Source organism: Streptococcus suis (assembly GCF_019794555.1).
GTDB lineage: Bacteria > Bacillota > Bacilli > Lactobacillales > Streptococcaceae > Streptococcus > Streptococcus suis_AB.
Window position 1 is genome coordinate 1 of sequence record NZ_JAIMEP010000006.1, and the last position, 16,931, is coordinate 16,931.

The following is a 16,931-nucleotide window of genomic DNA, read 5'->3' on the forward strand; positions in this document are numbered from 1 at the left end:
CCTCTCCCCGCTACCTCACGATAGTCAGGCTTGGGAGTCGCTTTGGGGTTCACCGGTAGCGGGTGTCCACAGAGGACTTTCACCTCAGATGTACGACATGCCCGTCGTACATATAAAAACCTTGTCTGTTGGCAAGGTTTTTTTTATTTTCGCCACAAACTATGGTATAATAATTCTATTACTGTGTATTGGAGAAAAAAGATGGAAATTATTCGCGAAAAAGAATTTGTTAATCAATATCATTTTGATGCTCGTAATCACGAATGGGAAAAAGAAAATGGAGTCCCAGTGACAAAATTGAACGTTGATTTTCAATTGCTCAAGCATAGTCGTGAGGAAAATAAAACATCTATGATTACAATTCTCCGATTTATGATTGTATTGAATCAACATGTTATTTCTGGAGCGATGAGCCAAGCTGTTCACTTGCAAAACCGTTTCGTTGAAGAACCAACTGAATTTACAAACGAAGATAAGCGTGTCTTGGTTGAACCACTTTTGGATATCTTAAAGAGAATGACATATGATGTAACCGAAATTGCATTTGATGCACCCGGTGTGAATTTGGAGATTTAAATGAAAATAGCAGTTATTACTGACAGCTCGGCTGTTTTAAGCGAAACGATTATTTCTGATGAGCGTGTCTTTGTTCTACCCATTCCTGTTACGATTGATGGGGAGTCTTATATAGAAGGACAGAATTTAACAGCATCAGAATTCTATCAAAAAATGGCTGCTTCAGCAGAATTACCAAAAACGAGTCAGCCAAGTTTGATGAAATTGGAAGAAATCCTGTCTCAAGTATCGGAACAAGGATTTACTCATGTAATTGGTCTGTTTTTATCGTCAGGAATTTCAGGTTTTTATCAAAATATTCAGTATTTGGTTGATGAATTTGAAAATCTAACCATTGCATTCCCAGATTCAAAAATTACTTCTGCACCGCTTGGCATGATGGTAGAGAATGTTCTCAGATGGGCTGACGCTGGTCAGGATTTTGAAACGATTTGTGAAAAACTTAACTGTCAAATCGAACAAACATCAGCTTTTATTATGGTAGATGATTTAGATCATTTGGTAAAAGGGGGACGCTTGTCGAATGCTGCTGCGATTCTGGGAAACCTTTTGAGTATCAAACCAATTCTTTATTTTACTTCCGAAGGGAAGATTGAAGTATACGAAAAAGTTCGTACAGAGAAAAAGGCTGTGAAACGACTTCTTGAAATTTTACAGGAAAAAACTGCGGATGGACACTATCAACTAGCTATTATTCATGCGAATGCTCCTGAAAAAGCAGATAATTTCAAGGATTTGTTGGAAGAAGCTGGGGTTACTAGCGAGTTACCAATCGTCACATTTGGTTCTGTAATTGGTACTCATTTAGGCGAAGGTGCCATAGCTTTTGGTATTTCACCCATTATTGAATAGGAGTTCTTATGACAATTAATGTGATTATTGCTGGTTTTAAAGGGAAAATGGGATCAACAGCCGTAGAAATGGTCAATGGTGATGCAGACCTCTCGTTGGCTGCCTTAGTGGATCCATTTGCAACCGAGACCGAAGTTGGTGGTGTTCCTGTTTTCAAAACCAAGGAAGAAGTCGCGGACGTGGAAGCGGATGTTTGGGTTGACTTTACAACACCAAAATTTGCTTACGAAAATACCCGTTTTGCTTTAGAAAATGGGTTTGCACCTGTCGTTGGGACGACTGGATTTACTTCGGAAGAAATTGAAGAATTGACAACTTTGTCTGCTGAAAAAGGTTTAGGTGGATTGATTGCACCAAACTTTGCAATCGGAGCGATCTTGTTAATGCAATTTGCCGCTCAAGCAGCTAAGTATTTCCCTAATCTTGAAATTATTGAACTTCACCATGATAAGAAGAAAGATGCACCAAGTGGTACAGCTGTAAAAACAGCCGAGCTGATTTCTCAAGTACGGCCAACCCTACTTCAGGGTGCAGCAGATGAAGAAGAATTAATTGCTGGATCTCGTGGCGCAGCATTCGATGGGTTCCGCATTCATTCCGTTCGCTTACCAGGCTTGGTCGCTCACCAAGAGGTCATCTTTGGTGCACAAGGTGAGGGTCTGACAATTCGACATGATTCATATGATCGTATTTCTTTTATGAGTGGTGTTAACCTTGGCATTAAAGAGGTTGTTCATCGCTCACAACTCGTTTATGGTTTGGAACACTTATTATGAAATTAACCAATCTGCCTTCTGAGTTTCAGGAGGCTTTGCCGATTTTAGAGAAAATTAAATTAGCTGGATATGAGGCCTATTTTGTAGGGGGGTCTGTTCGTGACGCAATTCTAGGAAGGCCAATTCATGATGTTGATATTGCTACATCCAGTTATCCGCAAGAAACCAAGCAAATTTTTCCACGCACATTTGACGTTGGCATTGAACATGGAACAGTCTTGGTTTTGGAAGGACAAAAAGAGTATGAAATTACCACCTTTCGGACGGAAGAGGACTATGTTGACTTTCGGCGACCGAGTCAGGTTTCCTTTGTGCGCTCCCTGGAAGATGATTTGAAACGTCGTGATTTCACAGTGAATGCGTTCGCTCTTGATGAGGAGTCAACAATCATTGACCTATTTCAAGGGCTTTCTGACCTAGAAAATCATACACTTCGGGCTGTTGGTATTCCGTCCGAACGTTTTAATGAGGATGCCTTACGAATCATGCGGGGCTTTCGTTTTGCAGCAACACTGAACTTTAAAATCGAGGAAATGACTTTTAAAGCAATGGTAGATACTGCACCACTCTTGGAAAAAATATCTGTAGAACGGAGTTTTATCGAATTTGATAAGCTCCTGGTCGCTGATTATTGGCGAAATGGCTTGCGTGCGATGATAGATTCTAAGGCTTATCAGTTCTTGCCTGATTTGGCAGGAAAAGGTGAACAGTTAGAGACCATGTTGACTCGTTTAGATGAGGCTTTCCGATTTTCAACTTCTGAACAAGCTTGGGCCATGCTTTTTGTTTGCTTGGAAATTGAAAATATCAAATCTTTCCTGAAAAAATGGAAGACCAGTAATGATTTTCAACGGACGGTTATTCAATTAGTAGAAATATACCACATGCGGCATGCAGGAACTGTCACAAAACAAATTTGTTTCAAATATGGCAAAGAATTGCTCTATTTGGTTGAGGAATTGCGTCAAGCTCAAGGTTTCTCTACAGATTTCAAAGCAATAGAAAGAGTTGACCAATCTTTAACAATACATGATAGACACGAAATTGTTGTTAATGGTGGTCATCTCATGCAAGCATTTGGTCTTAAACCAGGGCCAGTTCTAGGTGAGTTATTAAAAGAAATTGAATTCCAAATCGTTGAGGGGAACTTAGCTAATTCATCTGCAGAAATTATGACATTTGTGAAAGGAATCTTAGATAATGAGTGATTTTATCGTTGAACATCTTACCAAGTCAGTAGGAGATAAGACGGTCTTTTCTGACCTTTCTTTCATTATTCACCAAGGAGATCGCATTGGGATAATCGGGGTCAATGGAACTGGAAAAACAACTCTCTTGGATGTCTTATCAGGTCGAATTGGATTTGATGGGGATGTATCTCCATTTCGTACAAAAAATACATATAAAATTTCATATTTGACTCAGGAGCCTGTTTTTGATGAGAGTAAAACAGTTTTAGATACGGTTTTATCTTCGGATTTACGCGAAATGCAGTTGATTCGTGAGTACGAGATGCTCATGTCGAATTATGATGAAGCAAGTCAATCAAAGTTAGAAATTGTAATGACTGAAATGGATGCATTAAATGCTTGGGAAATCGAAAGTCAGGTCAAAACGGTTCTTTCAAAGTTAGGCCTTACTGAGTTAAATAAGACTGTTTCTGAACTCTCAGGTGGTTTGCGTAGACGTGTTCAATTGGCCCAAGTCCTTCTTGGTCATGCAGACCTTTTATTACTCGATGAACCTACCAACCACTTAGATATTGATACGATTGAGTGGTTGACAACGTTTTTAAAAAATACCAAAAAGTCTGTCCTCTTTATTACCCATGATCGCTATTTCTTGGACAATGTTGCAACACGGATTTTTGAGCTAGACCGTGCAAATTTAACTGAATATCAGGGAAATTACCAAGATTATGTGCGCTTAAAAGCTGAACAGGATGAGCGTGACGCAGCTCTTCGCCATAAGAAAGAGCAATTGTACAAGCAAGAACTGGCATGGATGCGAAGACAGCCACAAGCGCGTGCCACAAAGCAACAAGCTCGTATCAATCGTTTTCATGACCTAAAGGGTGATTTAGCTCAGTCAATAGATGACAGTGAGTTGGAATTAAATTTTGAAACCTCACGTATTGGTAAAAAAGTCATCAACTTTGAACATGTCAGCTTTTCGTATCCAGATAAGCCCATTTTATCAGACTTTAATTTACTCATTCAAAATAAGGATCGCATTGGGATTGTCGGAGACAATGGTAAAGGAAAATCCACCCTTTTGAATCTGATTGCTGGTGAGTTACAAGCAGATAGCGGAAAAGTGGACATTGGGGAAACCATCCGAATCGGCTATTTCTCGCAAACTATCAAAGGATTAGATGAAAGCAAGCGTGTTATCAATTTCTTGCAAGAAGTGGCTGAAGAAGCTAAGACAAGTTCTGGCATGGTCTCAATTGCGGAGCTCCTAGAACAATTTCTCTTTCCGCGGAATATGCATGGCACTCTGATCGAAAAGTTGTCAGGCGGGGAGAAGAAGCGGCTTTATTTACTCAAAATTCTTTTGCAACGACCAAATGTACTTCTCTTAGATGAACCAACAAATGATTTGGATATTGCAACCTTGACAGTACTCGAACATTTCTTACAAGGTTTTTCTGGTCCAGTGATTACCGTTAGCCATGATCGGTATTTCCTAGATAAGGTAGCCAATAAAATTTTAGCATTCGAAGATAGCGGTATCGAAACCTTCTTTGGCAACTACACAGACTATCTGGATGAGAAGGCCTTTCTGGCTTCCAGCTCTGCTATTTCGCTTGAAATGCCAAAGGAAAAAACAGAAAAGGTCAAGGCAAGCAAGAAGCGGATGTCCTATTTTGAAAAGCAGGAATGGGCAAGTATTGAAGATGAAATCACTAGTTTAGAAGATCGAATCCAGGTGATTGAATCGGAAATGCTCACTTGCGGAAGTGATTTTACAAAATTGTCCGACTTACAAAAGGAGTTGGATGAGAAAAATGATTCTCTATTGGAAAAATATGAGCGTTATGAATACTTAAGTGAATTGGAGGGCTAGATGAAAATTCTTGTCATTTCCTATATGGTCATTTATCTGCTAGTTACCTTGGTTGCAGCCTTATTTAGTTATTTTAAAACAAGAAAGATGAATGGGCTCAGACTTGTTTTGACAGTCTTGTCTATGCTATTACTAGCCATAACCCTTTATTTTTATGCTCAATCTTATCATGATTTGCAAATGCTCGGATTTGCATTAGGATTTACCTTTATCTCGACCTTATTTTTGTATAATGGTACCAAAGAAGGCAGTCAATTTGCGACTGTGATGCTATTTTCCGTGGGTCGATTTATTTTGCATATTCAATTCATTATCTTGCTCTATCTTTTTCGATAGAGCTTCTTATTTTTAGAATATTTTAAACACAGTTCTTTGGAATAAAAGCTATTGAATAGGAATGATAATCTTGAACAAAGGATTATTTTATCCATGAAAAGGCTTTACGCAAAGGTTTGCATTGTGGTATAATTGTAAAAAACAGATTTTAGGAGTATCTTATGTCTAAAAAAATCATCGGAATTGACCTTGGGGGAACTTCTGTTAAATTGGCGATTTTGACTACCGAAGGTGAAATTCAAGAAAAATGGTCTATCAAAACAAATATTTTAGATGAGGGAAGCCACATTGTTCCTGATATCATTGACAGCATCAAACATCGTTTTGAAACACATGGTTTGACGAAAGAAGATTTTCTTGGTGTTGGTATGGGGTCTCCAGGTGTCGTTGATAGCGAAGCTGGTACTGTTATCGGTGCCTACAACCTCAATTGGAAAACCTTGCAATTGGTTAAAGATCAGTTTGAATCTGCCCTCGGCTTACCTTTTTACATTGACAATGATGCCAATGTAGCGGCTCTTGGTGAACAATGGGTTGGTGCAGGAAATAACAATCCGAATGTTGTCTTCATGACTCTTGGTACAGGTGTCGGTGGCGGTGTCATTGCTGCTGGAAACTTGATTCGTGGAGTCAAAGGTGCTGGTGGTGAATTGGGCCATATCACAGTTGACTTTGATGCACCATTTGCATGTACTTGTGGTAAAAAAGGTTGTTTGGAAACTGTTGCTTCAGCAACAGGTATTGTGAATTTGACACGCCGTTATGCTGAAGAATACGCAGGTGATGCCAAACTGAAACAATTGATTGACGACGGAGAAGAAGTTACTGCAAAAGATGTGTTTGACTTAGCTAAAGAAGGTGACGATTTGGCTTTGATTGTCTACCGTCACTTCTCAGAATACCTAGGTGTTGCTTGTGCAAATATTGCAGCTGTTTTAAATCCAGCCTACATTGTTCTTGGTGGTGGTGTTTCAGCTGCAGGTGAATTCCTATTAGATGGTGTACGTAATGTATTTGCAGAAAATAGCTTCCCACAAATTAAGGAAAGTACACAAATCGTATTGGCAACACGAGGCAATGATGCAGGTGTATTAGGCGCAGCATCACTTGTATTAAAATAATTGTTAGAAGCAGGGGAAACTCTGCTTTTTTTAATCCGCTGTTACAATTTTCTTATATACATATATTGAAAAATGTAGTGTTTAAGCGTACAATGAAAGTGTAAAAAGAAAGGAGTGGCACCTTATGAAACAGGTAAACATGTCTAAAATAATCAACTATCTGACCATTCTTGGTTTATTGATTTTGTTATCTGCCTTTTTCCTTGATAACTGGATTCGAGACTGGTTTTTCCCGTCTAGCTGGGGAAACGTAGCAACCATGTTGATTCTCCCTCTGCTGGGTACTCTAATTCTTATACTATCTATCTACTATAAAAAATTGTGGACAGGTTTAATTAGTATCTTTTTAATTATCTCGTTTCCTTTGATATTCGGTATTGGCTACTTTATATTTGGCCCCTAGAAGGAGTTTCTTATGAGTGTGACACAATTAAAATGTTTAAATTTAGTTTTCTACAGCCTTGCAACATTTCTCATTGTCATGCTATTTTTACCAATAGGTCAATGGTTTGATATTGTAAATGTGAATTTCAAACTAACATTTTTCATCATTCCCTTTTTCGGTCTAGCCAGTTTACCAACGGCTATTTACACTAAAAATAATCGCCAGATATTATTGAGTACCGTCTTGGTTGTTTTGTATTTTATATTGCTCAGCTTAGTAACTTCCCTTTCTGGTCTATTTCAGCTCAATTTCTACCCCTTCCTCTATAAATGAGGACTCCAGTTCAAAACTGGAGTTTTTTGCTAGATTTTGCTATACTAAAACTATGACAAAAGCAGATAGTATTTTTAAAGAAAACATTCGTAAGATTATGGAAGAGGGCGTTTTTTCAGAAAATGCTCGCCCCCGTTACAAGGATGGAAATGTGGCCAATTCCAAGTACATTACAGGTGCCTTTGCGGAGTATGATTTAGCAAAGGGCGAGTTCCCTATCACGACCTTACGGCCAATCCCTATTAAATCGGCCATAAAGGAAATTCTCTGGATTTACCAAGACCAGACTAATGACTTGTCTGTTTTACAAGAAAAGTACGGTGTCCAGTATTGGAATGACTGGGAAGTGGAAGGAACCGGCACGATTGGCGAACGCTATGGTGCTATTGTTAAGAAGCATGACATCATTTCCAAGATTCTCAAACAATTGGAAGAAAATCCTTGGAATCGCCGCAATGTCATTTCGTTATGGGACTATGAGGCTTTTGACCAATCTGCAGGTCTCTTGCCATGTGCCTTTCAGACCATGTTTGACGTTCGACGAGTGGATGGGGACATTTATCTGGACGCAACTCTTACTCAACGCTCAAATGATATGTTGGTTGCCCATCATATCAATGCGATGCAGTATGTAGCCCTTCAGATGATGATTGCTAAACATTTTGGCTGGAAGGTTGGGAAGTTTTTCTATTTCATCAACAACCTTCATATCTATGACAATCAGTTTGAACAAGCTGAAGAATTGTTACGTAGGACTCCTTCAGAAGTTGAGCCTCGTTTAGTGCTCAACGTCCCTGACGGAACAAACTTTTTTGATATTAAAGCAGAAGATTTTGAGTTGGTGGACTATGAACCGGTTAAACCTCAATTGAAGTTTGATCTTGCTATTTAAGTTGTAGGCTGTTTTCCAACAGCCTATATCTCCAACCTCCACCTCGCTTCTTTAATTTTAAGCTCGGGCTGAAACAGTCTATACTCAGACTGTTTCACTCTTCCAGTTTTCTTTGGGTACTGCTACATTTTTAGAGCTATAAAAATTTGCACTAGACCTACTTGGTAAGTGCATTTTTTGTGAATTTTTGATAGAATGATAGGACGGAAAGTGAGAGAAAATGACAAAAAAGATTGTTGCTATTTGGGCTCAAGATGAAAATGGATTGATTGGAAAAGGCGATAAACTACCTTGGTACTTGCCCGCTGACTTCGCTCATTTTAAAGAAACGACAACTGGTCACACGATGGTGATGGGACGTATAACTTTTGATGGTATGGGCAAGCGTGCACTTCCAAATCGTCACACTATCGTTTTGACAAAGGATCAATCATATGTAGCGGAAAATGATCGGGTTACAGTTGTTCATAGTGTGGAGGAAGTGTTGGATTGGTATGCACATCAAGAGCAGACTTTATTTGTACTTGGTGGGAGTCAGATTTTTATGGCATTTGCGGCATATATCGACCAATTGATTGTGACAGATATTCATGGTCAATTTGATGGAGATACCTTCTTTCCGAAAGATTTTCCGATGGAACAATTTTGCCTGCAGAAGAAAACACTCCGATTAAAAGATGAGGAAAATCCATTTGATTTTACTATAAAAACCTACGAAAGAAGAGAAAGTTAGGCATGGAGAGAAGTTTATTCGGTTTATTTACAGCGTTTCTCTGCGGTATATGCGTTCTTTGTGCTGTTCAAGCCTTTAGAAAGAAACGTTTTGGTCTGGCTATTTTATTTTTACTGAATGCTTTTACCAATTTGGTTAATAGTATTCATGCAATTTATGGCTTTTTATTCAGATAAGATATATGAAAGAGGAAACACATGGCTGTCAAGCATACACAAGAGCTTATCTATTGCTCATTTTGTGGTAAAAACCAAGAAGAAGTTAAAAAAATTATTGCAGGAAATAATGTTTTCATTTGTAATGAGTGTGTTGAGTTAGCTCAAGAAATCATTCGTGAAGAATTGGCTGAAGAAGTACTGACAGATTTGGCAGACACACCAAAGCCACAAGAATTACTCAATATTTTAAACAATTATGTCATTGGACAAGATCGTGCTAAACGTGCATTGGCAGTGGCTGTTTATAATCACTACAAACGTATTAATTTCCAAGATAGTCGCGATGAAAACGATGTTGATTTGCAAAAATCTAATATCTTGATGATTGGTCCGACTGGTTCAGGAAAAACCTTCCTAGCTCAGACCTTGGCTAAAAGTTTGAATGTACCTTTCGCGATTGCTGATGCAACTGCGCTGACTGAGGCTGGTTATGTTGGTGAAGATGTTGAAAATATTTTACTTAAATTATTGCAGGCTGCAGATTTTAACATTGACCGTGCTGAAAGAGGTATCATCTATGTGGATGAAATTGATAAAATTGCCAAAAAAGGTGAAAATGTGTCCATTACCCGTGACGTCTCGGGTGAAGGTGTCCAACAAGCTCTCTTAAAAATTATTGAAGGAACCGTTGCTAGTGTACCTCCACAAGGTGGACGAAAACACCCTAATCAAGAAATGATTCACGTCGATACGAAAAACATTCTTTTCATCGTTGGCGGTGCGTTTGATGGTATCGAGGAAATTGTTAAGCAACGATTAGGAGAGAAAATCATTGGTTTTGGTCAAAACAATCGTGCTATTGATGAAAAAGAATCCTACATGCAACATATCATTGCTGATGATATTCAAAAATTTGGTATTATTCCTGAGTTGATTGGACGATTACCTGTTTTTGCAGCCTTAGATCAATTAACGACAGAGGATCTGATTCGTATTTTGACTGAGCCGAAGAATGCTTTGGTAAAACAGTACCAAACTCTTTTATCCTACGATAATGTGGAGTTAGAATTTGACCAGGATGCCTTGGAGGAAATTGCCAAAAAGGCTATTGAACGGAAAACAGGTGCACGGGGACTTCGTTCGATTATTGAAGAAACCATGATGGATGTGATGTTTGAAGTTCCTAGTCAAGAGAATGTAAAACGTGTTCGTGTTACAAAAGATGCAGTAGATGGTAAGGAAAAACCTTTGCTAGAAACTGCTTAAATAAGTACAATAAGGGGTGATTGGTTTTGACTTTCTCCCCTTATTTATGAAAGGTACAAAATGGAAATCAATACACATAATGCTGAGATTCTGCTTAGTGCGGTTTCGAAAGCCCAATATCCAGAAGACGATCTTCCGGAAATCGCCCTTGCTGGACGATCAAACGTTGGGAAGTCTTCCTTTATTAATACCCTCTTAGGTAGAAAAAATCTTGCTCGTACATCAGGAAAGCCTGGAAAAACTCAACAACTTAATTTTTATAACATAGATGATAAAATTCGTTTTGTGGATGTTCCAGGTTATGGTTATGCAAAAGTTTCAAAAACAGAGCGTGCCAAGTGGGGCAAAATGATTGAAGAATATTTGACAACAAGAGAGAATCTCCGCGTTGTTGTTAGCTTAGTGGATATGCGCCATGAGCCTTCAGCTGATGACGTTCAGATGTATGATTTCTTGAAATATTATGACATTCCTGTTATTATTGTGGCAACGAAGGCTGATAAAATACCGCGTGGCAAGTGGAACAAACACGAATCAATAATCAAGAAAAAGTTGGACTTTGATAAGAAGGATCAATTTGTCGTGTTTTCTTCTGAAACTCGTCATGGCTATGATCAGGCTTGGGATGCAATCTTGAAAAATATCTAATTTATAGACAGGAGAAAAGCCATGGAACGTACATTCTTCATTATCAAACCGGATGCGCTTGAGCGAGGATTGGCAGGACAAATTCTTACACGTATTGAACGTAGAGGATTCAAGATTCGTGATTTGAAGATGCTGACTGCAACAGAGGCATTAATTGCGCAACATTATGATCATTTGACTGACAAACCTTTCTTTCCGCAATTGGTTCAATATATGACTAGTGGTCCTGTCATTGCTGGAATTTTGGAAGGTCCAGAAGTTATCAAATCATGGAGAGATATGATGGGTGCAACTAATCCGGTCAATGCACTTCCAGGAACTATTCGTGGGGATTTTGCAACGGCACCGGTTGGTGGAATGGTAGAGAATGTCGTACATGGATCAGATTGCTCAGAAGCTGCTGATCGTGAAATTTTTTTATGGTTAGGACAATAGCAGAGTAGGCACCTATATTTCTAGGTGTTTTTCTTATGGAAAGTTCTAGCCAAATCTGATATAATGAAGAGTATTATACCCTTGTAAAGGATGAAACATGAATTTAGAAGAATTAAAAAAACGACAGGAGAAAATCCGTAATTTCTCCATTATTGCTCACATTGACCATGGGAAATCAACCTTGGCTGACCGCATACTCGAAAAGACAGAAACAGTTTCTAGTCGTGAAATGCAGGCTCAATTGTTAGATAGCATGGATTTGGAGCGTGAACGCGGCATAACCATTAAGCTAAATGCTATCGAGCTTAACTATACCGCCAAAGATGGAGAAACCTATATCTTCCATTTGATAGACACTCCAGGACACGTTGACTTTACCTATGAAGTTTCTCGTTCACTTGCTGCCTGTGAAGGAGCAATTCTGGTAGTTGATGCAGCCCAAGGTATTGAAGCACAGACCTTGGCTAATGTTTATCTAGCCTTGGACAATGATCTTGAAATCTTGCCAGTCATTAATAAGATTGATCTACCAGCTGCAGATCCTGAGCGTGTTCGTCAAGAAATTGAAGATGTCATTGGTTTGGACGCTTCGGAAGCGGTTCCCGCTTCAGCTAAATCAGGAATTGGTATTGAAGAGATTCTTGAACAAATCGTTGAGAAAGTTCCCGCTCCAACAGGTGATGTTGAAGCTCCATTACAGGCTTTAATTTTTGACTCTGTCTATGATCCCTATCGTGGGGTCATCCTCCAAGTCCGTATTGTCAATGGGGTTGTGAAGCCTGGTGATACCATCCAGATGATGAGCAATGGCAAGACCTTCGATGTTACGGAAGTCGGAATTTTTACACCAAAAGCTATTGGCCGTGATTTTCTAGCAGTTGGAGATGTTGGTTATATCGCAGCTTCTATCAAGACCGTGGCAGATACCCGTGTCGGTGATACGGTGACCTTAGCGGAAAATCCTGCTAGCGAACCACTAGCAGGCTACAAGCAGATGAATCCAATGGTATTCGCTGGGATCTATCCAATTGACTCCAACAAGTACAATGACCTCCGTGAAGCCTTGGAAAAGCTCCAGCTCAACGATGCCAGCTTGCAGTTCGAACCTGAAACATCGCAGGCCCTCGGCTTTGGTTTCCGTTGTGGCTTCTTAGGTCTCTTGCACATGGATGTTATTCAAGAACGGATAGAGCGTGAATTTAACATTGACCTCATCATGACTGCACCTTCGGTAGTTTACCACGTCAATATGACAGATGGTGAAATGATTGATGTAGCCAACCCGTCAGAATTCCCAGATCCTACAAAAATTGCAAGTATTGAGGAGCCTTATGTTAAGGCACAAATCATGGTGCCACAGGAATACGTCGGTGCGGTGATGGAATTGGCCCAACGCAAACGTGGTGACTTTGTGACCATGGATTATATCGATGATAATCGTGTCAATGTTATCTACCAAATTCCACTTGCGGAGATTGTCTTTGATTTCTTTGATAAACTCAAGTCATCTACTCGTGGATATGCTAGCTTTGACTATGAAATTTCTGAGTATCGTTCATCTAAGTTAGTGAAAATGGATATTCTCTTGAACGGCGACAAGGTAGATGCCCTCAGCTTTATTGTACACAAGGAATTTGCTTACGAACGTGGGAAAATCATCGTGGACAAACTCAAGAAAATCATCCCTCGTCAACAGTTTGAAGTGCCAATCCAAGCTGCTATCGGTCAAAAAATCGTTGCCCGTAGCGACATCAAGGCTCTTCGGAAGAACGTTTTGGCCAAGTGTTATGGTGGTGACGTTTCCCGTAAACGCAAACTCCTAGAAAAACAAAAAGCTGGTAAAAAACGGATGAAGGCCATCGGATCTGTCGAAGTTCCACAAGAAGCCTTCCTCAGCGTTCTCAGCATGGATGAAGACGATAAGAAATAATCTTGATATAAAGAAACACTCCTGCATTTTGTTGCAAGAGTGTTTTCTCTTATTTTCGTTTCATTTCACCTTGTGGGTAGTAAGTCCCTTCAGGCATATCATTGATGAAAACATGAATGGCTTCTTTTGGTGCGTTGGTATTACGAGATACAACCTCAGTTACTTCACGTGCAAGAGCAATCTTTTGTTCTTCTGTGCGTCCTTCAAACAAATCAATACGTACAAATGGCATAAAACATCTCCTTTTCTTTTTTCCTAGTATACCATATCTAGCCTAAGATTTTCTGACATTTTTTCAAAATGCTCCAGATAATGGGCTTTTAACGATTGTTCCCCTAGTAGTTCAAATACAAGAATGGCCTCCTCCATGCTAGCACGCCCTTTTTCAGAGCCTTGTTTGTATGCAAAATACCCTTGTGCATAGAGAAAAACAGTCTGTTCATAGAAGTTTAATTCATTTTCTAAGAGCTTGGTAATATCATCAATCAAAAACTGGCAATTTTCTGGCTTTCCCTCGTCAATACTTTGTATCAAACAATTGAGAGCCAGTTGCGTGACCAATCGCTTATTGGTTTTGTTTGTCGATACATAGACGTAGTTACCAATCATTTCCTTGGTCAAGAGAAAGAAGGTTTGGTATTTTATCGTCCTAACACAATTCGCTAGTAGGATAATTTCGTAATGCCCCCAAATTTCCACACCAAACAAGTAATCGGTCAGTTCAGCCAATTCGTCCTCCGTCGGTTGGACAGTCGTATCCATTGTAGCAATGATGGACTTGATCATAGTGGTTTCAAATGTTCCAATCTGGAAATCAGAAGGAGTAGTCAGAAGATTTTTCAGCGAGGAAACCTGTTGCGCGACATATTCTTCGCGAATATAGTGCATCAAATGAAAGAAGGATTGTTCTTGCCTATACTCGCTGTCATGCAGGGTCATAAATTCTTCCAGAGAAAGGTGCAATTTATCCAAAATATTGATTAGTCGCGCGCAAGAAATTTCCGACTCGCCTCGTTCAAATCGGGAAATTTGCGACTTGGACAGGTGTTGGTCAGCGACAGCATCAAGGCTAAATTGTTTTCCCTTGCGAATTTTCCGTAGTGTTTTTCCTAAATTTGATTTCATAATTTCCCACTTTCCCAACAAAATTTCACATACGTTTTATTTATTGTACAATAAATTATCCCAAAACGGTTGGAAAAAAAGGAGGAAAGATGAAAAAAACGGAAATCAACAACACAATCTGGTTCATTGGAAGTAAGAGTATTTCCAAAATCGGGGATATTATGTTTGACTTTGCCAATAATACATTCTTGGCTGGTATCAGTCCCCATTCCCTGTCACTGGTCGGTATTTATCAGTCGATGGAAAGTATCATCGGTATCTTGTTCAATCTATTCGGTGGCGTTATAGCGGATCGTTTTAAGCGGAAAAAAATTATTATTCTAACCAATTTTCTCAGTGGTCTGGCCTGTATTGCCTTGTCTTTTATTAGTCAAGAAAAATGGCTGATTTACGCCATCGTTCTGACCAATATGATTTTGGCCTTTTTGGGTTCATTTGCGTCGCCGACCTACAAAGCCTTTACCAAAGAAATTGTCAAGAAAGACTCAATTGCCAAGCTCAATTCATTTTTGGAAACCAGTAGTACCATTACCAAAGTGCTTGTTCCTCTGATAGCAATCTTCTTGTATCAACAACTTGGTGTGCGAGGAGTGCTCATCTTAGACGGTGTTTCCTTCTGGCTAGCAGCTCTTTTCATTTTTTATATTAAACCAGTCAATGAAGAAATTATTGCCAAAGATAGAGTGACGGTGTCGATTATTCTGAACGATTTGGTCATGGGATTTAAGTATATTCTGAGCCATCAAAAGATATTTTTGTTTATTGTCCTGTCTGCCTTGGTAAATTTTTTCCTTTCGGCCTATAATCTCTTGTTGCCCTACAGCAATCAGATGTTTCCCAACTTGCCCGATGATGGTCTCTACGGAACTTTCCTAACGGCAGAAGCAATCGGTGGCTTTCTCGGAGCGATTTTGAGCGGCATTCTCAATAAAGAATTGTCGAATATGAAATTGATGGTTTTCATTGGTTTGTCAGGACTTTGCCTCACAACGGCACCATTTTTATATTTCCTCTTCCACCATCCCATAGCCCTTACCTTGTCACCAGCCCTTTTTAGTCTCTTTCTGGCTATTTTCAATATCCAATTTTTCTCCATCGTCCAACGTGACGTGGACAATGATTTTCTCGGACGCGTGTTTGGGATTATCTTTACGGTGGCTATCTTATTTATGCCAATCGGAACAGGAGTATTTTCACTCCTTTTAAGCCCAACATTTACTTACAACCTTTTCTTTGTTGGACTGATAGTTGTCATTCTTGCGCTCGTATTCGCTAGGGTACTCAAAGATTAGCTGACCTACAAATTTACACACTCCAAACAAGCTCGTACGGGCTTGTTTTTCTCATTCCCATAATCAGTGTTTTATGGTAAAATGGAAAGAGCGAAATTTAGATCCTATAGTCCAAATTCAGGATGAATGCAGGTTCTTAGATTGGAAGTTGAAAAGTGGCTCAATTATACTATAAATATGGTACCATGAACTCTGGGAAAACAATTGAGATATTGAAAGTAGCCCACAATTATGAGGAGCAGGGCAAGCCTGTCGTCATCATGACTTCAGCACTTGATACCCGTGATGCTTTTGGTGTCGTGTCAAGTCGTATTGGCATGCGTCGTGATGCAGTCGCAATTGAAGATGACATGGACGTATTTCATTTTATTGAGAAAATGGAGCCACGCCCATACTGTGTTCTCATTGACGAGGCCCAATTTCTTCGCCGTCACCATGTTTATGAGTTGGCGAAAGTGGTTGATGAACTGAATGTTCCCGTAATGGCTTTTGGTTTGAAAAATGATTTCCAAAACCATTTGTTCGAAGGCTCACGTGAATTGTTGCTACTGGCAGACAAGATTGAAGAAATCAAAACCATCTGCCAATATTGCTCCAAAAAAGCGACAATGGTTTTGAGAACGCAGGATGGAAAACCTACTTATGAAGGAGAACAAATCCAAATTGGTGGCAATGAAACCTACATTCCTGTCTGTCGCAAACATTATTTTTCACCAGAAATAAAAGAATTACCCTAATTTTTGAAAATAAAATGAGAAGCGACTGTAAACTGAGCAACTATATAGAACTGAATTTGCCTATGACTCTGTACCAATTTTCATAACTTACATACTACGGCAAAGGAACTGAATTCGGGCTACGAACTGTGCCTGTTTTATGACCTACATATTACAGAAAGGAAATGAACACGCCCTACAAGCTGTGTCAAAAAGATAATTTCTCCAAGTGTTTGTAACACTTGGTCGAAATTCCTATTTTGACTGTGCTTGCTTAACGGGCTTTGT

The 16,931-nt window shown here is 39.4% G+C and carries 19 protein-coding genes; 17 read left to right on the top strand and 2 right to left on the bottom strand.

Annotated elements, in window-relative coordinates:
- Nucleotides 1-201 precede the first annotated feature (201 nt).
- From K6V48_RS03765 to lepA, 15 genes are all read left to right on the top strand, one after another.
- On the top strand, nucleotides 202-576 hold the full coding sequence (locus K6V48_RS03765) for a DUF1149 family protein (RefSeq protein WP_024396527.1): 375 nt from the start codon (nucleotides 202-204) through the stop codon (nucleotides 574-576).
- Nucleotides 577-1,428 (top strand): DegV family protein, encoded by an 852-nt coding sequence (locus tag K6V48_RS03770; protein ID WP_222368063.1) that lies wholly within the window; start codon nucleotides 577-579, stop codon nucleotides 1,426-1,428.
- 8 nt (nucleotides 1,429-1,436) lie between these two features.
- The gene (dapB, locus tag K6V48_RS03775) at nucleotides 1,437-2,204 is read left to right on the top strand and encodes a 4-hydroxy-tetrahydrodipicolinate reductase (protein WP_172039148.1); all 768 of its coding nucleotides are present in this window, start codon (nucleotides 1,437-1,439) and stop codon (nucleotides 2,202-2,204) included.
- On the top strand, nucleotides 2,201-3,412 hold the full coding sequence (locus K6V48_RS03780) for a CCA tRNA nucleotidyltransferase (RefSeq protein ID WP_222368065.1): 1,212 nt from the start codon (nucleotides 2,201-2,203) through the stop codon (nucleotides 3,410-3,412). The genes dapB and K6V48_RS03780 overlap by 4 nt, the downstream gene beginning before the upstream one ends.
- The gene (locus K6V48_RS03785) at nucleotides 3,405-5,273 is read left to right on the top strand and encodes an ABC-F family ATP-binding cassette domain-containing protein (RefSeq protein WP_222368067.1); all 1,869 of its coding nucleotides are present in this window, start codon (nucleotides 3,405-3,407) and stop codon (nucleotides 5,271-5,273) included. The genes K6V48_RS03780 and K6V48_RS03785 overlap by 8 nt, the downstream gene beginning before the upstream one ends.
- Nucleotides 5,274-5,609: a hypothetical protein gene (locus K6V48_RS03790; RefSeq protein ID WP_222368069.1), complete on the top strand. Its 336-nt coding sequence runs from the start codon at nucleotides 5,274-5,276 to the stop codon at nucleotides 5,607-5,609.
- Nucleotides 5,610-5,770: 161 nt separating this feature from the next.
- On the top strand, nucleotides 5,771-6,730 hold the full coding sequence (locus tag K6V48_RS03795; protein WP_105127191.1) for an ROK family glucokinase: 960 nt from the start codon (nucleotides 5,771-5,773) through the stop codon (nucleotides 6,728-6,730).
- Between the two features lie 124 nt (nucleotides 6,731-6,854).
- Nucleotides 6,855-7,133: a hypothetical protein gene (locus K6V48_RS03800; RefSeq protein WP_024392210.1), complete on the top strand. Its 279-nt coding sequence runs from the start codon at nucleotides 6,855-6,857 to the stop codon at nucleotides 7,131-7,133.
- 12 nt (nucleotides 7,134-7,145) lie between these two features.
- Nucleotides 7,146-7,448, top strand: a complete 303-nt coding sequence (locus tag K6V48_RS03805) for a hypothetical protein (RefSeq protein WP_222368072.1) — start codon at nucleotides 7,146-7,148, stop codon at nucleotides 7,446-7,448.
- 52 nt (nucleotides 7,449-7,500) lie between these two features.
- Complete coding sequence (locus K6V48_RS03810; RefSeq protein WP_024396521.1) at nucleotides 7,501-8,340, top strand: thymidylate synthase; 840 nt, start codon at nucleotides 7,501-7,503, stop codon at nucleotides 8,338-8,340.
- Between the two features lie 220 nt (nucleotides 8,341-8,560).
- Nucleotides 8,561-9,073 (top strand): dihydrofolate reductase, encoded by a 513-nt coding sequence (locus tag K6V48_RS03815; protein WP_105105845.1) that lies wholly within the window; start codon nucleotides 8,561-8,563, stop codon nucleotides 9,071-9,073.
- 197 nt (nucleotides 9,074-9,270) lie between these two features.
- Nucleotides 9,271-10,497, top strand: a complete 1,227-nt coding sequence (clpX, locus tag K6V48_RS03820; protein WP_024404609.1) for an ATP-dependent Clp protease ATP-binding subunit ClpX — start codon at nucleotides 9,271-9,273, stop codon at nucleotides 10,495-10,497.
- Nucleotides 10,498-10,557: 60 nt separating this feature from the next.
- Nucleotides 10,558-11,145, top strand: coding sequence for a ribosome biogenesis GTP-binding protein YihA/YsxC (yihA, locus tag K6V48_RS03825; protein ID WP_024392204.1), 588 nt, complete (start codon nucleotides 10,558-10,560; stop codon nucleotides 11,143-11,145).
- A 21-nt stretch (nucleotides 11,146-11,166) separates the two neighbouring features.
- Complete coding sequence (gene ndk / locus K6V48_RS03830) at nucleotides 11,167-11,580, top strand: nucleoside-diphosphate kinase (protein ID WP_172054779.1); 414 nt, start codon at nucleotides 11,167-11,169, stop codon at nucleotides 11,578-11,580.
- Between the two features lie 97 nt (nucleotides 11,581-11,677).
- Nucleotides 11,678-13,510 carry a translation elongation factor 4 gene (lepA, locus tag K6V48_RS03835; RefSeq protein ID WP_172040377.1) on the top strand — a complete coding sequence of 611 codons (1,833 nt, stop codon included), beginning with the start codon at nucleotides 11,678-11,680 and terminating at the stop codon, nucleotides 13,508-13,510.
- Nucleotides 13,511-13,559: 49 nt separating this feature from the next.
- Here lepA and K6V48_RS03840 read toward each other — a convergent pair whose 3' ends face one another.
- Nucleotides 13,560-13,742, bottom strand: coding sequence for a 4-oxalocrotonate tautomerase (locus tag K6V48_RS03840; protein ID WP_002934978.1), 183 nt, complete (start codon nucleotides 13,740-13,742; stop codon nucleotides 13,560-13,562).
- Nucleotides 13,743-13,765: 23 nt separating this feature from the next.
- On the bottom strand, nucleotides 13,766-14,635 hold the full coding sequence (locus tag K6V48_RS03845) for a helix-turn-helix domain-containing protein (protein WP_105127185.1): 870 nt from the start codon (nucleotides 14,633-14,635) through the stop codon (nucleotides 13,766-13,768).
- A gap of 89 nt (nucleotides 14,636-14,724) precedes the next feature.
- Here K6V48_RS03845 and K6V48_RS03850 point away from each other — a divergent pair, with 89 nt between their 5' ends.
- Both K6V48_RS03850 and K6V48_RS03855 read left to right on the top strand, forming a co-directional pair.
- A complete protein-coding gene (locus tag K6V48_RS03850) occupies nucleotides 14,725-15,927 on the top strand; it encodes an MFS transporter (protein ID WP_105127184.1) in 1,203 nt (400 codons plus the stop codon).
- 155 nt (nucleotides 15,928-16,082) lie between these two features.
- Nucleotides 16,083-16,664: a thymidine kinase gene (locus K6V48_RS03855; protein ID WP_105127183.1), complete on the top strand. Its 582-nt coding sequence runs from the start codon at nucleotides 16,083-16,085 to the stop codon at nucleotides 16,662-16,664.
- Nucleotides 16,665-16,931: the final 267 nt, after the last annotated feature.

What these genes read in the sequence shown, in the direction of transcription:
- K6V48_RS03765 (WP_024396527.1), top strand. Translation starts at nt 202, where the DNA reads ATGGAAATTATTCGCGAAAAAGAATTTGTTAATCAATATCATTTTGAT.
- K6V48_RS03770 (WP_222368063.1), top strand. Translation starts at nt 577, where the DNA reads ATGAAAATAGCAGTTATTACTGACAGCTCGGCTGTTTTAAGCGAAACG.
- dapB (WP_172039148.1), top strand. Translation starts at nt 1,437, where the DNA reads ATGACAATTAATGTGATTATTGCTGGTTTTAAAGGGAAAATGGGATCA.
- K6V48_RS03780 (WP_222368065.1), top strand. Translation starts at nt 2,201, where the DNA reads ATGAAATTAACCAATCTGCCTTCTGAGTTTCAGGAGGCTTTGCCGATT.
- K6V48_RS03785 (WP_222368067.1), top strand. Translation starts at nt 3,405, where the DNA reads ATGAGTGATTTTATCGTTGAACATCTTACCAAGTCAGTAGGAGATAAG.
- K6V48_RS03790 (WP_222368069.1), top strand. Translation starts at nt 5,274, where the DNA reads ATGAAAATTCTTGTCATTTCCTATATGGTCATTTATCTGCTAGTTACC.
- K6V48_RS03795 (WP_105127191.1), top strand. Translation starts at nt 5,771, where the DNA reads ATGTCTAAAAAAATCATCGGAATTGACCTTGGGGGAACTTCTGTTAAA.
- K6V48_RS03800 (WP_024392210.1), top strand. Translation starts at nt 6,855, where the DNA reads ATGAAACAGGTAAACATGTCTAAAATAATCAACTATCTGACCATTCTT.
- K6V48_RS03805 (WP_222368072.1), top strand. Translation starts at nt 7,146, where the DNA reads ATGAGTGTGACACAATTAAAATGTTTAAATTTAGTTTTCTACAGCCTT.
- K6V48_RS03810 (WP_024396521.1), top strand. Translation starts at nt 7,501, where the DNA reads ATGACAAAAGCAGATAGTATTTTTAAAGAAAACATTCGTAAGATTATG.
- K6V48_RS03815 (WP_105105845.1), top strand. Translation starts at nt 8,561, where the DNA reads ATGACAAAAAAGATTGTTGCTATTTGGGCTCAAGATGAAAATGGATTG.
- clpX (WP_024404609.1), top strand. Translation starts at nt 9,271, where the DNA reads ATGGCTGTCAAGCATACACAAGAGCTTATCTATTGCTCATTTTGTGGT.
- yihA (WP_024392204.1), top strand. Translation starts at nt 10,558, where the DNA reads ATGGAAATCAATACACATAATGCTGAGATTCTGCTTAGTGCGGTTTCG.
- ndk (WP_172054779.1), top strand. Translation starts at nt 11,167, where the DNA reads ATGGAACGTACATTCTTCATTATCAAACCGGATGCGCTTGAGCGAGGA.
- lepA (WP_172040377.1), top strand. Translation starts at nt 11,678, where the DNA reads ATGAATTTAGAAGAATTAAAAAAACGACAGGAGAAAATCCGTAATTTC.
- K6V48_RS03840 (WP_002934978.1), bottom strand. Translation starts at nt 13,742, where the DNA reads ATGCCATTTGTACGTATTGATTTGTTTGAAGGACGCACAGAAGAACAA.
- K6V48_RS03845 (WP_105127185.1), bottom strand. Translation starts at nt 14,635, where the DNA reads ATGAAATCAAATTTAGGAAAAACACTACGGAAAATTCGCAAGGGAAAA.
- K6V48_RS03850 (WP_105127184.1), top strand. Translation starts at nt 14,725, where the DNA reads ATGAAAAAAACGGAAATCAACAACACAATCTGGTTCATTGGAAGTAAG.